The sequence below is a fragment of the Lentzea sp. NBRC 105346 genome (assembly GCF_030269605.1).
GTDB lineage: Bacteria > Actinomycetota > Actinomycetes > Mycobacteriales > Pseudonocardiaceae > Lentzea.
In genome coordinates, this window is sequence record NZ_BSTQ01000003.1 from 90408 (window position 1) to 108171 (window position 17764).

16 protein-coding genes are annotated in these 17764 nt (G+C 68.6%); 8 read left to right on the top strand and 8 right to left on the bottom strand.

Annotated features, from left to right (window positions below):
* Positions 1 to 73 precede the first annotated feature (73 nt).
* Entirely contained in the window at positions 74 to 640 is a 567-nt protein-coding gene (locus QSK35_RS08000) for an HdeD family acid-resistance protein (protein ID WP_285743789.1), read from the top strand.
* Here the strand turns inward: QSK35_RS08000 and QSK35_RS08005 are convergent.
* The gene (locus QSK35_RS08005) at positions 585 to 1790 is read right to left on the bottom strand and encodes a glycosyltransferase 87 family protein (protein WP_285743791.1); all 1206 of its coding nucleotides are present in this window, start codon (positions 1788 to 1790) and stop codon (positions 585 to 587) included. The two genes, QSK35_RS08000 and QSK35_RS08005, sit on opposite strands and share 56 nt — an antisense overlap.
* Before the next feature lie 195 nt (positions 1791 to 1985).
* On the opposite strand from QSK35_RS08005, the gene QSK35_RS08010 reads away from it, so the two are divergent.
* Together QSK35_RS08010 and QSK35_RS08015 are read left to right on the top strand one after the other, a co-directional pair.
* Positions 1986 to 2570 carry a DNA-binding protein gene (locus QSK35_RS08010; RefSeq protein ID WP_285743793.1) on the top strand — a complete coding sequence of 195 codons (585 nt, stop codon included), beginning with the start codon at positions 1986 to 1988 and terminating at the stop codon, positions 2568 to 2570.
* 25 nt (positions 2571 to 2595) lie between these two features.
* The gene (locus QSK35_RS08015; RefSeq protein WP_285743795.1) at positions 2596 to 3252 is read left to right on the top strand and encodes an RES family NAD+ phosphorylase; all 657 of its coding nucleotides are present in this window, start codon (positions 2596 to 2598) and stop codon (positions 3250 to 3252) included.
* Here the strand turns inward: QSK35_RS08015 and QSK35_RS08020 are convergent.
* Together QSK35_RS08020 and QSK35_RS08025 are read right to left on the bottom strand one after the other, a co-directional pair.
* The gene (locus QSK35_RS08020; RefSeq protein ID WP_285743797.1) at positions 3234 to 3782 is read right to left on the bottom strand and encodes a hypothetical protein; all 549 of its coding nucleotides are present in this window, start codon (positions 3780 to 3782) and stop codon (positions 3234 to 3236) included. The two genes, QSK35_RS08015 and QSK35_RS08020, sit on opposite strands and share 19 nt — an antisense overlap.
* Positions 3783 to 3821: 39 nt before the next feature.
* Complete coding sequence (locus QSK35_RS08025; protein ID WP_285743799.1) at positions 3822 to 5681, bottom strand: S9 family peptidase; 1860 nt, start codon at positions 5679 to 5681, stop codon at positions 3822 to 3824.
* Positions 5682 to 5755: 74 nt separating this feature from the next.
* Between QSK35_RS08025 and QSK35_RS08030 the strand changes: the two genes are divergently transcribed.
* On the top strand, positions 5756 to 6961 hold the full coding sequence (locus QSK35_RS08030; RefSeq protein WP_285743800.1) for a metal-dependent hydrolase family protein: 1206 nt from the start codon (positions 5756 to 5758) through the stop codon (positions 6959 to 6961).
* A gap of 62 nt (positions 6962 to 7023) precedes the next feature.
* On the opposite strand, the gene QSK35_RS08035 is transcribed toward QSK35_RS08030, so the two are convergent.
* Positions 7024 to 8013 (bottom strand): TerC family protein, encoded by a 990-nt coding sequence (locus QSK35_RS08035; protein WP_285743802.1) that lies wholly within the window; start codon positions 8011 to 8013, stop codon positions 7024 to 7026.
* A 212-nt stretch (positions 8014 to 8225) separates the two neighbouring features.
* On the opposite strand from QSK35_RS08035, the gene QSK35_RS08040 reads away from it, so the two are divergent.
* The gene (locus tag QSK35_RS08040; RefSeq protein ID WP_285743804.1) at positions 8226 to 11099 is read left to right on the top strand and encodes an alpha/beta fold hydrolase; all 2874 of its coding nucleotides are present in this window, start codon (positions 8226 to 8228) and stop codon (positions 11097 to 11099) included.
* Positions 11092 to 12018, top strand: a complete 927-nt coding sequence (locus QSK35_RS08045) for an ABC transporter permease (RefSeq protein WP_285743806.1) — start codon at positions 11092 to 11094, stop codon at positions 12016 to 12018. The genes QSK35_RS08040 and QSK35_RS08045 overlap by 8 nt, the downstream gene beginning before the upstream one ends.
* Here the strand turns inward: QSK35_RS08045 and QSK35_RS08050 are convergent, their stop codons facing one another.
* Entirely contained in the window at positions 12019 to 12438 is a 420-nt protein-coding gene (locus QSK35_RS08050; RefSeq protein WP_285743808.1) for a VOC family protein, read from the bottom strand.
* A 54-nt stretch (positions 12439 to 12492) separates the two neighbouring features.
* Between QSK35_RS08050 and QSK35_RS08055 the strand changes: the two genes are divergently transcribed.
* On the top strand, positions 12493 to 12876 hold the full coding sequence (locus tag QSK35_RS08055) for a VOC family protein (protein ID WP_285743809.1): 384 nt from the start codon (positions 12493 to 12495) through the stop codon (positions 12874 to 12876).
* Here QSK35_RS08055 and QSK35_RS08060 read toward each other — a convergent pair.
* Entirely contained in the window at positions 12873 to 13226 is a 354-nt protein-coding gene (locus tag QSK35_RS08060; RefSeq protein ID WP_285743810.1) for an MmcQ/YjbR family DNA-binding protein, read from the bottom strand. The genes QSK35_RS08055 and QSK35_RS08060 overlap by 4 nt on opposite strands.
* A complete protein-coding gene (locus QSK35_RS08065) occupies positions 13226 to 13657 on the bottom strand; it encodes a MarR family winged helix-turn-helix transcriptional regulator (RefSeq protein WP_352243461.1) in 432 nt (143 codons plus the stop codon). Before QSK35_RS08065 ends, QSK35_RS08060 begins: the two co-directional genes overlap by 1 nt.
* A gap of 61 nt (positions 13658 to 13718) precedes the next feature.
* Between QSK35_RS08065 and QSK35_RS08070 the strand changes: the two genes are divergently transcribed.
* Positions 13719 to 14057 (top strand): winged helix DNA-binding protein, encoded by a 339-nt coding sequence (locus QSK35_RS08070; RefSeq protein ID WP_285743811.1) that lies wholly within the window; start codon positions 13719 to 13721, stop codon positions 14055 to 14057.
* Here the strand turns inward: QSK35_RS08070 and QSK35_RS08075 are convergent.
* Positions 14039 to 17122 (bottom strand): S8 family peptidase, encoded by a 3084-nt coding sequence (locus QSK35_RS08075; protein ID WP_285743812.1) that lies wholly within the window; start codon positions 17120 to 17122, stop codon positions 14039 to 14041. The genes QSK35_RS08070 and QSK35_RS08075 overlap by 19 nt on opposite strands.
* Between the last annotated feature and the right edge of the window lie 642 nt (positions 17123 to 17764).

Genomic DNA, 17764 nt, shown 5'->3' on the forward strand with positions numbered 1-17764 from the left:
TTCAGACAATCCAAATAGGACCAAGTTGCCGAGCGGGCGCATCCTCGCGACGATCCGTCCGAGGAGGTGCACGATGCTGCTGGAAACGCTGGGGCAACGCTGGTGGCTGTTCACGCTCAGGGGCGCGGTGGCCATCCTGTTCGGCCTGATGGCGCTCGCGTGGCCGGACATCACGGTGCTCGCGCTGGTCATCCTGTGGGGCGCCTACACACTCGTCGACGGCGTCACAGCCCTCTACATCGCGATCAGGCACAACGAATGGCCGACCGCCGACCGGGTGATGCACGGCATCCTGGGCGCGGTCGGCGTGGTCGCCGGGATCGTCGCGTTCGCCTGGCCCGGCCTGACGGCGGGCATCCTGCTACTGATCATCGCGATCTGGGCGATCATCGCGGGCGTGCTGCAGATCGCGGCCGCGATCCGGCTGCGCAAGGTGATCACCAACGAATGGTTCTACGTGGTGACCGGCGTGCTCGCCGTGCTGCTGGGCATCATCCTGTTCGCCAGCCCAGGCACGGGCGCGCTCGCACTGATCGTCACGATCGGGATCTTCGCGATCATGTGGGGCGTCGTGTTGCTGCTGTTCAGCTTCCGGCTGCGGTCGCTGACAACGACTTCCGGCGCAGAGCGAGCAGGCTGAGCGTCACCAGGACACCCAGACCGGCCCACACGTAGGCGTTGCCGATCACCTGCTGCCACCACGCCCAGTTCCGCTCGACGTCGTTGTCGTTGGGGAACCACCAGTGCGGGCCGAGCGCGAACACGACGATCATCGGCAGGAAGCCCGCCCAGAACGCCTTGCCGCGCCTCAGTTCCGGGCGGGCCAGCAACACCAGAGCGGGCGCGATCCACACCCAGTGGTGCCCCCACGAGACCGGCGAGATCAGCAGCCCGCCGGTGGCGACCGCGAGGAACGCGACGAGGTCGTCACCGGCGCGGCGCGCCCACGTCGCGACCACGTACGCCGCCACCACGATCAGCAGCGACAGCACGACCCACACGACGACCTGCGTGGTGTTGTCCGCGAACAGACGCGCCAGCAGGCCGCGCAACGACTGGTTCGCGGTGTAGGTGAGCCGGCCGACGCGGCTCGGGTCGAGCAGCGCGTGGAACCAGTACTGACGTGCATCGGAAGGCGCGACCAGGAATCCGATCAAGCCGAACGCGGCGAACGATCCGACCGCGACGAACACCGGCCGCCACTCGCGGCGGGCCACGAAGTACAGCGCGAAGAACGCGGGCGTCAGCTTGATCGCGGCGGCGAGGCCGATCAGCGCGCCGCGCGGCCACCGCGTGCGCGCGAGCAGGCAGTCCGCCATGACGAGCACGCCGAGCATCAGGTTGATCTGTCCGAACCAGAGCGTCTCGCGCAGCGGGTCGAAGATCGACGCCACGGCCGCGGCACCGAGCCCCCACTTCACCGCGTCGGGACCCCAGCCGCAGACCCGCGCGGCCGCGATGAGGCACAGCGTGGTCAGTGCGGCGAGGTTCACGAACGCCACGGCGAACACGGCGACCGCGAGCGGCACGAGCGCGAGCAGGCTGAAGATCATCGCGGCGACCGGCGGATACGTGAACGGCAGGTCCGGTCCGCCGAGCGGCTTGGCGAAGCCGTCGACGTAGATCGGGAAGTGCTTGAGCCACGCCTCGCCACCGACGCGGTACACGCGCAGGTCGAGCGAGAAGTCCAAGGGGCGCAGCATGATGTACACCAACGTGCCGATCATGACCGCGAGCCAGCCTGCCGCGATGAGCCGGCCGAGCCGGTCTAGTCGCGCCAGCGTCTGCATCGAGCACCCCCGTCTGAGCCGTTCGGACGCCGCATCGTATCCACCACCCTCGATGAGGTTTACGTCACGACCACACAGGGGTACCAGCCCGTAAAACTTCACGTAGCGTCGTTGCTTGTGCGCACACCGTCGAACCTCCAGGGCATTTCGGGTGAATGTGCGCACAAAGGCGCACGCACGGGATACTCTGTGCGCATGAGCCCTGCGCTGGAAACGGTGCTGGCCAAGGCCGGCCTCCAGGTGACCCCCGACGAGTTCCTCTCTCTCGTGGCCGACGCCGCGAAGAAACTCGCGCCGCCTCACCCGGACCCGGTCAGCTACTTCACACCGGACCAGCAGGAAGCCCTCACCGACGTCGGCCTCGACCTCACGCCGGCGCGCCCGGAGGATGCGAAACCACGCACCCGCACGGTCGTCGCGCACGCGGTGCTGAGGGACTCGGCGCTGACGGTCGCCGAGGCCGCGCGTCAACTCCAGGTCGACACGAGCCGCATCCGGCACCGTCTCGGTGTCGGCCGGCTGGTCGGCTGGAAGGACAAGGGCAGCTGGCGTCTGCCCGCCTGGCAGTTCGCGGGCGGCGGCGTGCTGCCCGGACTGGAAACCGTGCTGTCCGCCGTGCCCGCGGACCAGCCCGCACTCGTCGTAGCCGCCTTCATGACCACCGCACAGGAGGACCTGCTGGTCGACGGCAAGCCCGCCACACCGCGCGAGTGGCTCCTCGCCGGAGGAGATCCGCGGAAAGTGGCCGACCTGGCCGCCATGCTCGGGACACCCGTCTAGAGCATTCGAGAACACCTGGACCTGAATGTCACGGCTTCCACAGCCGCCCGCACCAGCCGTGCTGCAGGCGCACCTGCGCCGCACCGAGGACGTCGTGGCCGTACACCGGGCGACCCGCCTTGTACGCGTCTTCACCGCGAAGGGCCTGCACCCGCAGCGCTGGAACACGTTCCGCTACACGGGACCGCTCCCCCACGCCCGGTTCGACTGCCAGCCACCGGCCGAGGACGGCCGCCCCGCGCTGAACCACGAGCACGGCGTCCTCTACTTCGGACTGTCCGTGCGCACGTCGATCGCCGAGGTCTTCCAGGCCACGTCGATGGTCGACCGGCGCACGCGTTCGCCGTTCCTCGTCGTCCTGCGCCCCAGGCGCACGCTGCGGCTGCTCGACCTGGCGGGGCTGTGGCCCACACGCGTCGGCGCGTCGCAGGAGATCTCCTCGGGCCCCAAACACATCACGCAGGCGTGGGCGCGGGCGATCCGCGCGGCGTACCCCGAGCTGGACGGGCTCTGGTACCGGTCGTCGATGGACGCCGGCGATCCCGCGGTCTGCCTGTGGGATCCGCCCGGTGCCAGTGGGCTGCCCGCCGCGCCGGATGTGTTGCTACCGCTGGATCATCCGGGTCTGGACCTGCCGCTGGCCCGTGTGTGCGAGGAGCTGAACTACACGCTGCTCGGCTGAGGGCGCACCGCCGCCGCGATCATCACGATCACCGCCATCGCGGCGACCGAACCCCAGAGCAGTTCCGGTTCGTAGCGCGCGTCGCGCACCAGCAACGGCCGCAGGGGCGGCAGCTGGTAAAAGGCCACCGTGTTGCTCTTCAGCCGGTACGAGTGATCGAGCAGGAGCTCCACCGGTCCGCTGGGACACGCGATGACGTACTCGACGATGTGGTAGCTGCGACGCGGGGTGTCGCTGCTGGACTCCACCGCGTCGGTGACCGCGCAGGTCTCGATGCGGCCGTAGCCGCTGAGCACGACCTCGTGCGCTTCCATGGTGATCGCGAGCGGCGCGAACACCCCGACGGCGAGCGCGGGCCCGAGCATCCACCAACCGCGGCCGGCGAGCAGCGCCACTCCCCCGGCGAACACCAGGCCGCACAAGCCGGCGCACACCATGACCACGATCTCGCCGACGTCGTCGAACAACAGGGCGAGCGGTACACACAACGCCACACCGGCCAGTCCGCCCGCGATCAACCACCGTGCCACGACGCCAAGAGTGACCGGTAGCGCCACACGGGCACCACATCAGGCCAGGTGCCGGCCCCACCACTCGAGCACGGCCTCGAACCGCTGCCTGCGGTGACGCGGCTGGCCGGACCGCGTCAGCTCGTGCCCCTCGCCGGGGAACAGCAGGAGCTCGGTCTCGACGCCCTGCCGCTTCAGCGCGACGAACATGCGCTGCGCCTGCTCGATCGGGCAGCGCCAGTCGTTCTCCGAGTGCACGACGGCGAACGGGATGTTGATCTTCTCTACGTAGGTCAGCGGGGACATCGCGCGCTGCGCCTCGGGGTCCGGGCCGCAGTAGGCGTCGGCGAAGAACCAGCCGATGTCCGACGAGCCGGTGAACGAGTCCCACGAGTTGACGGCGCGTTCGCTCCACGCCGCGCGGAAGCGTTCACCGTGGTGCGCGGCCAGCCAGGACGTCATGAACCCGCCGTAGGAGCCACCCATCACGCCTACGCGGTCGGCGTCGAGACCAGGCAGCGCCAAAGCCAGGTCCAGCACTGACAGCAGGTCGTCGACATCGACCTTGCCGAAGTTGCCGATCACGGCCTGGCCGTGCGACTGGCCGTAGCCGGCCGAGCCGCGCGGGTTCGGTAGTACGACCGCGTAGCCGGCGTCGGCGTACACCTGCGCCTCGTCGAAGAAACCCCAGCCGTGGTACATGAACGGCCCGCCGTGCACCGCCAGCAGCACCGGGTGCGGCCCCTCGCCGGAAGGCAGGACGACCCAGCCGTGCACCGGATAGCCGTCCGAGGCGGTACCGGTGAGCTCCTGCACCCGGTACGTCGGAACGGAAGCGAAGGAAACCGAAACCCCGTCCACCCACACCGAACCCGGATCGTCCGGAGTGGACACCACGGCGGCGACGCGAGAACCGTTGGCGGCGAAGGACTTCACGAGACCAGACGAACCGGCGAGCAGAGGAAGATCCGTCAGCGCGCCACCCGAGAACGGCACGCGCCGCAGCTCTACAGCGCCGCGGTTGCGCACGGCGACAAGGATTCCGTCGGCGACCACGACCGGCGCTCCGGACTGCGGGTCGATGTCGACCGTTTCGGCGTCGGTCAACCGGACCGCCACGTCCCCATCGACGCGGAACAGGCCGCAGTTGCGCGCGACGGCGTGGATGCCGGTGAACTCCGAGCCCACGAAGAAGATCTCGGAATCGGACACCACCGGGAACCTGGCGTCGCCGGGGCACCGCACGACGAGCCGCGGCTCGCCACCGGCCACCGGAACCGCGCGCAACTCCTTGTGCAGCGTGTCGGTTTCGCCCAGGTCCTGGTCGGTGACCACGATGATCTCGCTGCCATCAGCGGACCACGCCGGGTTCTCGACGTCGAACGTGCCGTCGGTCAGCTCGGTCGACTCACCGGAATCGACATCGACGACGAACAGGCGCGGCCGCCGGTCGTTGAGGAAACCGACGTCGTCGAGCCGGTAGTACAGCCGCGTGATGCGGCGCGGCGCCTCGGCCTCGGGGCCGTCGTCGGTCGTGCCGTACCGGCCGGGCTCGGGCACGCGCGCGGTGAACGCGACGCGGCGCGAGTCGGGCGACCAGACCGGCGCGCCCGCCCCGAGCGGCAGATCGGTGAGGCACCTCGCGTCGCCGCCGTCGGTCGCGATGACGTGCAGCTGCGGCTTGCCCTTGCCGGTGACGCGCAGGAACGCGACCCAGCGCCCGTCCGGCGAGATGCGCTGGGCGAAATCGCGGTCGCCGGACGTCCACTGCCGCGTTGTGCCGTCGGGCAGCACGCGGTGCAGCCCGCCCCGATAGGAGTTCGACTCGAAATCGGGCGTTGCGACGCTCACCAGCACCAGGTCACCGGACACGTCGACGGTGCCGGGAGTGGCGAGGAGCTCCAGGTCTGCGGGGCGCACGAACGTGCACGTTACCGGAAATCGTTAGCAAAGCTTAGCGATGTTTATTGACTGATCACATAGATTCGACCCCCATGACGCGCATCGTCTTTTCTGGGGGCACGGTCTTCGACGGCTCGTCCTCCGGCTTAGCGGACCTGGTGATCGAGAACGACCGGATCGTCGACGTCGGTCCGGGCCTGGACGGCGACGTCCAGGTCGACGCCACCGGCCACACCCTGCTGCCGGGTCTCTTCGACTGCCACGTGCACCTGCTGTACAGCAACGCCGACCTGGTGCAGACGCTCAACACGCCGTTCTCGCTGCCGTTCTACGAAGCCATCGGCAACATGCGCCGCACCCTCGACTGCGGCATCACCACGGTCCGCGACGCGATGGGCGCCGACCTCGGGGTCGCGGAAGCGGTGCGGCGCAAGCTGATCCAGGGGCCGCGCCTGCAGATCGCGATCAGCATGGTGTCGCAGACCGGCGGCCACAACGACGACTGGATGGCCTGCGGCGCGCACGTCCCGTTCCAGCTCGAGCACCCCGGCCTGCCGAACACCGTCGCGGACGGCCCGGACGAGCTGCGCAGGGTCGTCCGCACCCTGGTCCGCGCGGGCGCCGATGTCATCAAGATCGCGTCGAGCGGCGGCGTGATGTCCCCCCGCTCCAACCCGATGCACGCGCACTTCCGCGACGACGAGATCGCCATGATCGTCCAGGAGGCGACGGCGGCCGGCATCGCCGTGATGTCGCACGCGATGAGCGCCGACGGCATCCTCACCGCGGTGCGCAACGGGGTGCGGTCGATCGAGCACGGCGTGTTCCTCGACGAACGGGGCATCGAGGCCATGCTGGCCAACGGCACCTGGCTGGTGCCGACCCTGATGGCGCCGCGGATGGTGCTCGACCAGGCCGCCGCGGGCGTCCCGGTGTCCGAAGTGATCCTCGCGAAGGCGCACACCGTTGTCGCGCAACACACCACGGCGTTCCGGTCCGCTTTGGACGCCGGGGTGAAGATCGCGATGGGTACGGACTCCGGCGTCGGGCCGCACGGCAACAACCTCAACGAGCTCACGCTCATGGCCGAGTACGGCATGAAGCCCGCGCACGCGTTGCAGGCGACCACGAGGAACGCGGCCGAGCTGCTGGGCCTGGAGAACGAGCTCGGCACGCTCGCCCCTGGCAAGCGTGCCGACGTGGTGATGGTCGAGGGTGACGCCGAGCAGCACGTCGTCGACGGCACCCTCAAGCAGGCGATCCGGGCCGTCTACCAGGACGGCGTCCAGGTGGTCTAAATGCTATGGGGGGAGCTTTCCAAGCGCCCAGCACTTGGAAAGCTCCCCCCATAGCAAAGTTGTCAGGCGTTGATGTGCTTGGCGGACTCGGGGTCGCGCCTCACCTTGAGCAGGCTGGCGATCGTCGTGATCGCCAGCACGCCGATGATCACCGACAGCGAGACCTCGATGCCGATGGTCGGCACGTGCAGCGGCTCGCCGCCGTTGAGGAACGGCAGCTGGTTGGTGTGCAGCGCCTCGAGGATCAGCTTCACACCGATGAACCCGAGGATGACCGACAGACCGACCGACAGGTAGACGAGCTTCGACAGCAGGCCGCCGAGCAGGAAGTACAGCTGCCGCAGACCCATCAGCGCGAAGGCGTTCGCGGTGAAGACGAGGAACGGCTCCTTGGTCAGGCCGAAGATCGCCGGGATGGAGTCGAGCGCGAACAGCAGGTCGGTGGAGCCGATGGCGACCATGACGATGAACATCGGCGTGACGAAGCGCTTGCCGTCGAGCTTCACGAACGAGCGGCTGCCGTGGTACTCGTCGGTCACGGGGAACACCTTGCGCACGAGGCGCAGCATGACGTTCTCCTTGAACTCCTCGTCCTCGTCCTCGCCACGGGCCAGCTGCCAGCCGGTGTAGATCAAGAACGCGCCGAAGATGTAGAAGACCCAGCTGAACTGCGTGATGAGCGCCGCGCCGGCCGCGATGAACGCGCCGCGCATGATCAACGCCAGGAGAATGCCGATCAACAGCACTTTGTGCTGATGGATCGCGGGTACCTGGAACGTCGTCATGATGATCAAGAAGATGAACAGGTTATCGATGCTCAGCGAGTATTCCGTGATGTACCCGGCGAAGAATTCGCCCGCGTACTGGCCACCGGAGAACATCCAGATGCCGAGACCGAAGAGCGCCGCGACCGCGACGTAGAACACGACCCAGCGGGCCGCTTCGCCGATCGTCACCTCGTGCGGCTTGCGGTCCACGATCACGAGGTCGACGGCGAGAAGAACGAGAAGACCTGCGAGCGTCGCGATCCACAACCACGCGGGGACATTCACAGCAAAACCTCCGGATCGACAGGCGCACGCCAATAACCCGGAGGTCTCCTCCGCCGACAGACCTGTCGACCGACGGCACCGGGAGCTCGACGCTGATACTCCGTACTGACGACACCGCCGCGAGGGAGTACTCCCCTCCTCTAGCGTTAGTAGTGTCCCCTATCAGCGCTGGTTCGCGCTACACGGGGTGACCAGACTTACCCCGGCCTGAGATGCTGACAGCCCGTTCTCAGCAAACTGCGCCTAAGGTCAACAACGTGTCCCGCCTCCCCCGCTTGCGAGGCCGGTGGTCACTCCCCGTTGTGATCGTGGTGCTGGCTCTCGCAGCAGGTGCCGTCTTCTGGTCACGCTCGGGCGGAGACCCCGCGCCGGTTCCGACCCGTGACGCCGTCATCGACGTCCCCGCGGGTCCTGACAGCACGGAGTCCGTGCAGATCGACACCACCCTCTACCTGCCACAACAGACGCCGGCACCGGCCGTGCTGCTGCCCCACGGGTTCGGCGGCAGCAAGAACAGCGTCAAGACGCAGGCCGAGGAGCTCGCGCGGCGCGGCTTCGTGGTGCTCGCCTACTCCGCGCGAGGGTTCGGCCGCAGCACCGGTCAGATCGCGCTGAACTCGCTGGACTACGAGGTCCGCGACGCGCAGAAGCTCCTCGACTGGCTGGCCACGCGCCCCGAGGTGCAGACCGACGGGCCGGGCGACCCACGCGTGGGCGTCACCGGCGCCTCGTACGGCGGCGCCCTGTCGTTGCTGCTCGCGGGCGTGGACCAGCGCGTCGACACGCTCGTGCCGGTCATCACCTACAACGACCTGAGCCAGGCGCTGCTGCCGAACTCCGCCGCGCTCGACCAGACCGACGGCGCCACGCCGTCGCCGAACGCCTTCTCCGCCGACGGCGTCTTCAAGAAGTCATGGGCGGGCATCTTCTTCTCCGCGGGGTTGACCAGCATCGACGCCTCCGGCCCCACCGGCGAGGCGGTCGAGGCCGGTCAGACGGAGGCGGTCAACGCGCCGGCCACCCCCGCGCCCGGCTCGGGCCAGGGCAGGCAGCCGACGCCGGCGCTCGGCGCGTGTGGCCGGTTCACGCCCGAGGTGTGCGCCGCGTACACCGAGGTCGCGACGACCGGCAAGGCTTCGCCGAGAACGCTGGACCTGCTGCGCCGCTCCTCGCCCGTCCAGGTCGCCGACAAGATCACCAAGCCGACCATGCTCGTGCAGGGCGAGCAGGACACGTTGTTCGGCCTGGACCAAGCCGACGCCACCGCGCAGCAGATCAGCAAGGCGGGCGGCAAGGTCAAGGTCGTCTGGTACTCCGGCGGCCACGACGGCGGCAGCCCCGGCACGCAGCTGCGCGGCCAGATCTCCGACTGGCTGTGGTTCCACCTGACCGGCAAGGGCACCGACCCCGGCACGGGTTTCGAGTACGCCGTGCAGGGCGCGTTCCGCAGCAGCGGGGCGCCGTCGTTGCGCACGGTCGTGGCGCCGAGCTACCCAGGCCTGAACGGTGGTTCGCCGACCGAACGGCGCGACGTGCCGCTGTCGAGCCGTGAGCAGCTCATCGTCAACCCGGCGGGCGGCAACCCGGCCGCGGTGAGCAGCCTGCCCGGCCTGGGCGGGGCGCTGAGCCGGTCGAGCTCGATCTCCTCGCGGCTGTCGCTCGACCTGCCCGGCCAGGCCGCCGTGTTCACGTCCGACCCGCTCACCTCGCAGCTGCTCGTGACCGGCTCGTCGTCGGTGCGCCTCAAGGTCGCCAACGCGCCCGGCCAGAAGGCCACGGACGCGGTCTTGTTCGTCAAGCTCTACGACGTCGGCACCGACGGGGTGCGCACGCTGCCGGGATCCGCGGTCGCGCCCGTGCGGGTCGCGTTGCGCCCGGACGGCAGCCCGACCGAGGTGACCGTGACGCTGCCCGGCGCCGTGCGGCCGGTGGAGAGTGAACACAAGCTCGCGGTCGTCGTGTCGACCACCGACCAGGCGTTCGCCAACGCCGAGCAGCCCGCCGCGTACCAGGTCTCGGTCGCCTCCGGCCTGTCCGTCCCGGTCGTGGCGGGGGTCAACGTCACCGAAGGCGTGCCCGTCGCGGCGTTGTGGGGCATCGGGATCAGTCTCGCGGTGCTGGTGCTCGCGGGCGTGATCGCCTTCTTCCGCCGGCGGCTGGCGCACGACGAGGATCCTTCGCTGGCGTCGGTGCCGTTGGTGATCGAAGGGCTGACGAAGTCCTATCCCGGCGGGCTGATCGCGGTGAAGGACCTGTCGTTCCGCGTCGAACACGGCCAGGTGCTCGGTTTGCTCGGGCCGAACGGCGCCGGCAAGACCACGACGTTGCGCATGCTGATGGGCCTGATCCACCCGACCGAGGGCCACATCCGGGTGTTCGGGCACAAGGTGCTGCCCGGCGCGCCGGTGCTGGCGCGCATCGGGTCGTTCGTCGAGGGCTCGGGCTTCCTGCCGCACCTGTCCGGCGCGGCGAACCTGAAGCTGTACTGGGCGGCGACCGGCCGGCCGTTGGACGAGGCGCACCTCGAGGAGGCGCTGGAGATCGCCGGCCTCGGCGATGCGGTGCACCGGCGCGTGAAGACGTACAGCCAGGGCATGCGGCAGCGGCTCGCGATCGCGCAGGCGATGCTCGGCCTGCCGGACCTGCTCGTGCTCGACGAGCCGACCAACGGGCTCGACCCGCCCCAGATCCACCAGATGCGCGAGGTGCTGCGCCGCTACGCCGCGGCCGGTCGGACGGTGCTGGTCTCCAGTCATTTGCTGGCCGAGGTCGAGCAGACCTGCACGCACGTCGTGGTGATGCACAAGGGCAAGCTCGTCGCGGCGGGCGAGGTCGCGGACATCGCGGCGGGCGGCGGCGAGGCGACGTTCCGCGTCGACAAGCCCGAGGACGCGGTGAAGGTGCTGCAGTCGTTGGACGGCGTGCACGAGGTGCACGTCTCCGACGGGGCCGTGCACGCGGCGATGAACGGCGTGCCGCGTTCGGCCGCGCTGTCGGCGTTGGTCACGGCGGGCATCGCGGTTGATCAGGCTGGTCCGCGCAAGCGTTTGGAAGACGCCTTTTTGGAGTTGGTCGGCGGTGAATGAGCACGATGTCCACACCGATCCCGGTGCGCTGAAGGATCTGACCGAGGCGACTCGGCAGACCCACTTCGAGGTGTCCGAGGACGGTTCTCCCGCCGGCTACAAGGCGAGCCGCACGTTGCGGCTACGCGTCGAGCTGGCGCGGCAGATCCGGCGCAGGCGCACGCAGCTGGTGCTGGGGTTCCTGGTGCTGCTGCCGTTCATCCTCGTGGTGTCGTTCGAGCTCGGTCAGTCGAACCCGAACCGCCGGTCCGGCGGTTTCGTGGACCTGGCGACCGCGAGCGGCATCAACTTCGTGGTGCTGACGCTGTTCGTGTCGGGCAGCTTCCTGCTGCCGATGATCGTGGCGCTGTTCTTCGGCGACACGATCGCGTCGGAGGCGTCCTGGTCGTCGCTGAAGTACCTCCTCGCGGCACCGGTTCCGCGGCACAGGTTGTTGCGGCAGAAGGCGATCTCGTCGGGGATCCTGAGCGTGTTCGCGCTCGCGCTGCTGCCCGCGGTGGCGCTGGCGGTGGGCGTGTCCTGGTACGGCGCGGGCGAGATGGTGAGCCCGACCGGCGAGGCGGCACCGTTCGGCGACGGCGTCATCGGAGTCGCGCTCGCGGTCTGCTACATCTCGATCAACCTGTTCTGGGTGGCGGGGCTGGCGCTGTTCCTCAGCGTGTCGACGGACGCGCCGCTCGGCGCGGTCGGCGGCACGGTCCTGGTGTCGATCGTGTCGCAGATCCTCGACCAGATCACCGCGCTCGAGGATCTGCGCAACTACCTGCCGACGCACTACGCGATGGCGTGGGCCGACCTGCTGTCCACCGACATCGACTGGTCGGAGATGACGAAGGGCGCCTGCTCCGCGCTCATCTACGGCGGCGTGTTCACCCTGCTGGCGGCGAGGAGGTTCGTGCGCAAGGACATCACGTCCTGATCAGTGCACGCAGAACTCGTTGCCCTCCGGGTCGAGCATGGTGATCCAGTACCCCATCGGTTCGTCGAACTCCTTGACGCGCCGGGCACCGAGCCCCTCCAGCTTGGCGACGTGCTCGGCCACCGCCTTCTTGTCGCCTCTGGTGCCGCTCGGGTTCACATCTAGGTGCACGCGGTTCTTGGCGGTCTTGCCCTCGGGCACCTTCTGGAAGAAGATCCGCGGTCCCTTCCCGGAGGCGTCGACGAGTGCCGCGGCCTTGTCGTGGTCCTCCTTCGGGATGCCCATCTGCTCCAGGAACGCGGGCCAGGTGTCGAAGCCGGGAGGCGGGGGCTGCGGGATGTAGTCGAGGGCCTGCGCCCAGAAGTCGGCGAGCTTCGCCGGGTCGTTCGCGTCCATCACTACCTGGATTCCGAATGCCATGGGGGCACGGTAGAACCGAATGCGGACAACCACTGTCCGGAGTAGCCTCCGGACATGCCTCGTCCAGTGCACTTCGAGATCCACGCCGCTGATCCGGAGCGGGCGCGGAGGTTCTACGAGTCCGTCTTCGGCTGGAAGTTCGAGCAGTGGGGCGAGATGCCCTACTGGATGGTGATGACCGGCGAAGAAGGCCCCGGCGTCAACGGCGGTCTGCTGCCGCGCCAGGGCTCCGACCCGGCACCCGACGGTCCGGTCAACGGCTGGGTCATGACCACCGGGGTCGACGACATCGCCGTGACCGACAAGGCGATCGCCGCCGCGGGCGGCACGGTCGCCCTGCCGATCCAGGACATGCAGGGTGTCGGCAAGGTCGGCTACTACAAGGACACCGAGGGCAACATTTTCGGTGTCATCGAGCCGCCGGCCGAGATGCGTTAGGGCCGTTTCCGCTTGGGGAGCTTGGCGACGATCGCGTCGTAGGACTGGTCGACGAGCTCCAGCAGGTCGTCGTCCGGCACGGAACCCTTGAGTCGCACCGTGTTCCAGCCGTAGCGACCGATGTAGCCGCTGATCGCGATGTCGTCTGGATAGCGATCGCGCCACTCCCCGGCGGCTTCGGCGTCCACGCCGCACTTCAGGCCGACCGTGTGACCGGTCAGCCCGATGAACGCGAACGCCTTTCCGCCGACCTTGCAGACCAGTTCCTCGTCGCCCCAGGGATAGGTCTCCTCGGCGCCGGGCTTGGCTCCGCAGTAAGCGATCAACTCGTCGAGCGTCACGGCGGCCATTATCTCGCGCCGAACGCGGCGACGAAACGCGTGAGCAGCCGGGCGAACTCGGCGCGTTCGTTCGGTTGCCAATCCGACATCGCCGACGCGAACGCCGCCTGCCGGTTGCGGTGGATCTCCGCGGACACCGCCCGCCCGCGGGCCGTGCGCACGAGCAGCGCGCGCCGCCCGTCCGCCTGGTCGGCCACCCGTTTCACGAGCCCGGACTCGACCGCCGACGTGACCAGCTTGCTGGCGCGCGGCTGGTCGACGTGCAACGCCGAGGCGACACTCGACACCGTGGCCTGTCCCCCGCTCTGCTCGGCCGCCTCGACCACGTCCAGCACGTCGTACGCGGGACTCGCCAGCGGAGCCAGCGCGCGTCTGGTCTGACTGCGCCTGATGGCCACCATCGCCTGCTCGACCAACTCGACGTCCCTGTTGCCTTCCACTCCCGCTCCGTTACTTGTACTCTTACATGTAGTTGTCAGTTTACATCTATTGGAGATGGCTGTGTACCAACCGATCGGCTACTACCTCAAGCGCCTCGACTCCCTCATCGACGCCGCGTTCGAGCGAACGATCACCGAGGAGGGCCTCACCAGGCGGCATTGGCAGGCTCTCAACGGTCCGGACGCCGCACCGCCTTCGATCATGGCGGAACTGGAGGCACGCGGGTGGGCGGCGCGGGGTCAGCTCACCCCAGAGGGCGAGTCGGCCCGCGCCGCCCTGATGATCCGCGTGCAGGGCGTCCGCGACATCGTCATGGCGGGACTGTCCCCCCAGGACTACGAGAACACCGTGCGCGTGCTCAGTCACATGACGGACAACCTTCAGCGCGTCAGCCCGTAGGCCCGGATCGTCGTCTGCTCGACCTCGTTGCCCGCGGCGTCGACCGCCTTGATGCGCAACGAGACGAACTCCTGCCGTTCGTGGACGGCGAAGGCGTGCCAGGCCGAGCCCTTGCCGATCACCGGCATCGCCCGCCAGGTCGCGCCGTCGTCCGTGGACATCTCGGCGGTCACCTTCTTGACGGCCGCCGCGTTCACCGAGCCCTTCTGCGGCGTGACGCTGATCTTCAGCGGGAAGACGCCGCAGGCGGGCGCCCGGTTGTAGTCGTCGAAGGTGCCCGTGACGTGCAGCGTCGGCACCGCCAGGTACTCCTTCGCCGCCGTCTTGGCACTCGTGAACGTCCATCGCGTCCGCACGCTCGGCGCGAACGGAGTCCACTTCGGGCTGCGCTTCGCCGCGACGTCCAGGACGTACCGCTGGGCCTGCTCGGGCATGGTGAAGAAAGCGAACACGTTCTCGGACTCCCCGAGCACCTTCCCGTCCTCAGTGGACAACTTCGTGTTCGCGGTGACGTAGGGCGCCCCGAACACGAACTCGTCGCTGGCGTCCGACTCCCCCGGCGCGAACGGCCAGTGCTGCACGTACCCGCTGTTGCCCTGCCGCATCAGGCCGTGGAACCCGCGCAGGTCGAGGTCCGTGCCGACCACCGCGGAGTTCCAACTGGTCGTGAGGCGCTCGCCGGGCGTGAACCCGTGCGTGTCCCGGCCGAGGTGCCCGTCGAACCCCACCTGGGCCTGGTCCGGCGGCCGCTGGAAGAAGTGGAACGTGAACCGGATGTCCTTGCCGGCGGAGAAGAACTCCGTCCGGCGAGCCGGGATCCTGAGGTCCAACGGCACGCCGAACGCGGCGAACTGACCGGGCACGTAGAACGGCGTGGACGACCGCGAGCCGATCTCCGGGCTGCCTTGCGCCCGGTACCGGACGTTCTCCGCGCCCATGTCCCGCTCGCGGATCTTCGGGCTCAGCTCCTCGGGGATCGCGCCGGCCGTGGGCGTGGCGACGTAGTACTCCTTGTTGGTTGTGGAGAGGACCTGGTGCACACCGAAGTTGAAGTAGGCCGGGTCGGCCTTGACCGGCACGGCGAAGAAGGTGTCGGCCTTCTTGGACGAGACGCCGTCCTGTGACCGCTGGTTCGCGTTCCGGTGCACCGCGTCGATCTGGATGTACTTGCGGCTCAGCGGTTTCTCCGTCGTGGCACCGATCTCACGCCCCTGCCGGGCGTCGATCGTCGTGGTGACGGGCCGGTCCACCATGATCGCGGGCGTGGACGCCCAGGTGTTCTCGACGTCCTCGCTGATCAACGCGTTCACCGCGTACCGCCCCTTGAGCAGGCGCACCTTCGTGACGCCGTCGACCGGCGGCGGCAGGTCGACGTCCTCGTCGTTGTCGAGCGAGAAGATCGACAACGACGCGCCGACCGGCTTGCCCTGCCGATCGATCGTGTTGATCGTCAGCTCGTACTGCTCGGGCTCGGCGGTGAAGCCGACCGCGGTCGTGTTCGGTCCGGCCGTGATGCGCGCGCTGCCGATCCCGACTTTGACCTTGTTCGGTTCAAGGGTGACTTGTGCTTGTTGTTGGTTGTGTGGCTGGACAGTGATCTCGTTGGCACTGAAGGAGATCGCTTCGTGGTCGGCCTTGAGCTGGTAGGTGACGGGCTGGTCGCCGTCGTTGTGGTACGTCAGCGTCTTGATGATCGGCGGCAGGCTCGTGTGCGGGAACTTGAGGACGCCGAAGTTCAGCGCACCGGGACTGGCGTAGGTGGCCTGGGTCGTCGCCTTGTCGAGGTCGAGCCGCCCGCTACCTTCTTCGTAGACGTTCTTGCCAACGTCCTTCGCGCTGGACATCAGCGCGGCTTTCAGTTGCGGCGCCCGCCATTCCGGGTGCTGCTGCGCAAGCACAGCCGCCGCCCCGGCAACGTGCGGCGTAGCCATGGACGTCCCGCTGGCGCGCGTGTACAGGTCGTTGATCGGCGTACCCATACTCGTGTCCTTGGCGCGCGCGGCCCCGATCGCCTCGCCGGGCGCGACGATCTCCGGCTTGACCGCCATGTCGTTCACGCGTGGTCCCCGGCTGGAGAACCGGCTGAGCGCGTCCTTCTTACTGACACTCCCCACCGCAAGCGCCGCGTCGGCCGCCGCCGGCGTCCCGACGGTCATCGCGCCGCCTTCGTTGCCCGCGGCGATGACGAACAACGTGCCGTACTGCTCGGTGAGCCGGTTGACGGCCAGGGAAATGGGATCCGTGCCGTCTGTCGCCTCGCCCCCGAGACTGAGGTTGACGATCTTCGCCTTCGGCGCCGCCCACTCCATCGCCTCGAGAATCGCGGAGTCCTCACACGTCTCGTCGCCGCACACCTTGCCGATCAACAACTTCGCGTCCGGCGCCGTACCGCCGTAGCTGCCTTGCCCGGCGATCGTCCCGGCGACGTGCGTGCCGTGCCCGTAGGTGTCCTTCACTCCCCTTTGCGTGAAGTCCTTGGCTTCGACCACCTTGCCCTGCAGGTCCGGGTGCGTAGGGTCGTACCCGCCGTCCAGCACCGCCACCGTGACGCCCTTACCGGTCAACCCGCGCTGCCACGCCTGCGGCGCCCCGATCTGCGCGTGACTCTCGGCGTCGACGAGCTTCTTCTCGCCGTCCAGCCAGATCTTGCCGGTGGTGCGCTTGATCTCGTCCCAGCGCGGGCTCCGTTTGCTGATGCTGCTTCGGCCTCGGTTTTCGACGATGAGCGGAACCGTGTCCCTGCTCGCGTCATCCCGGTGTTGGTTGATCAGCGTCGTGACGTCGAACAGTCGCTTGTCGAGCTTGCCTTGTTGGATGAGCGGCACCGCGTCCTGCGGGGTGACCGTGATGTGGCCGTTTTTGATCGCTCGGCGGAACACCTGGTCGTCGCGGCCTGGACCGGGGATGATCGTGATCTCTTCGCCCTGGACCAGGACTCTGTCACCGCTGATCAGCGTGACCGACTTTGTCGTCGGTGGTGGACTTTGGTCGGCTGTGGCTTGGGGAGTCGCCGCCGCTCCGACCAGGGTGACGACCACCGCACTCAACGCCAGACCGCGCCGCATTTGCCCTCCCAGCTGCTCGTTGCGCAGCGGCGGGTGCGCCCAGATCGACACTGGCGTGGCGGCGGGGCCGCGTCAAGGTCCACACCACGTAATCCCTTGGGCTCCTGCTCGTGCCTGGGATTGTCGGACCTGGTGGGTACGGTCGGCTGGGGGTGTGTCGTCGGGCCGTGGGGGTGAGCTGCCCCCGTATCTCAGGCTAGTCGCGGGGACCGACAAGATCGCGGCGCGTGGTGCTGGGCTTCGGAGTGCGCGACACGCGGCGCGAAGCGCGGTTCGTGGGAGCTGACGTGAGGTCTCGCCGGGGCTGAACTGAGGACTCGCGCGCACGAGGGTGGGCTTGTCGGACCCTGGCGGTACGGTCGGCGGGGGGTGTGTCGGCGGGCTGGCGAGTTGAGCTGCCCCCGTATCCAGGCTAGCGAGGGGGACCGACAACCGGGCTGGGTTCAGGGTTCGCGGGTCTGGGTTGGGGACTCGCCGGGGTTGGGTCGAGGACTCACCGGGCCTGGGTTGAGGACTCGCCGGGGTTGGGTTGAGGACTCGCGCGGGAACGTGGGACTCCCGGACGCGGGAACGTACGACTCGGGGGCCGGGAACGTACGGCTCATGGGTCGGGAACGTACGACTCGCGATGCGAAGCGAGCC

Coding starts and splice junctions, on each gene's coding strand:
- QSK35_RS08000 (WP_285743789.1), top strand. CDS start 74: ATGCTGCTGGAAACGCTGGGGCAACGCTGGTGGCTGTTCACGCTCAGG.
- QSK35_RS08005 (WP_285743791.1), bottom strand. CDS start 1,790: ATGCAGACGCTGGCGCGACTAGACCGGCTCGGCCGGCTCATCGCGGCA.
- QSK35_RS08010 (WP_285743793.1), top strand. CDS start 1,986: ATGAGCCCTGCGCTGGAAACGGTGCTGGCCAAGGCCGGCCTCCAGGTG.
- QSK35_RS08015 (WP_285743795.1), top strand. CDS start 2,596: ATGTCACGGCTTCCACAGCCGCCCGCACCAGCCGTGCTGCAGGCGCAC.
- QSK35_RS08030 (WP_285743800.1), top strand. CDS start 5,756: ATGACGCGCATCGTCTTTTCTGGGGGCACGGTCTTCGACGGCTCGTCC.
- QSK35_RS08040 (WP_285743804.1), top strand. CDS start 8,226: ATGCTGACAGCCCGTTCTCAGCAAACTGCGCCTAAGGTCAACAACGTG.
- QSK35_RS08050 (WP_285743808.1), bottom strand. CDS start 12,438: ATGGCATTCGGAATCCAGGTAGTGATGGACGCGAACGACCCGGCGAAG.
- QSK35_RS08055 (WP_285743809.1), top strand. CDS start 12,493: ATGCCTCGTCCAGTGCACTTCGAGATCCACGCCGCTGATCCGGAGCGG.
- QSK35_RS08060 (WP_285743810.1), bottom strand. CDS start 13,226: ATGGCCGCCGTGACGCTCGACGAGTTGATCGCTTACTGCGGAGCCAAG.
- QSK35_RS08075 (WP_285743812.1), bottom strand. CDS start 17,122: ATGCGGCGCGGTCTGGCGTTGAGTGCGGTGGTCGTCACCCTGGTCGGA.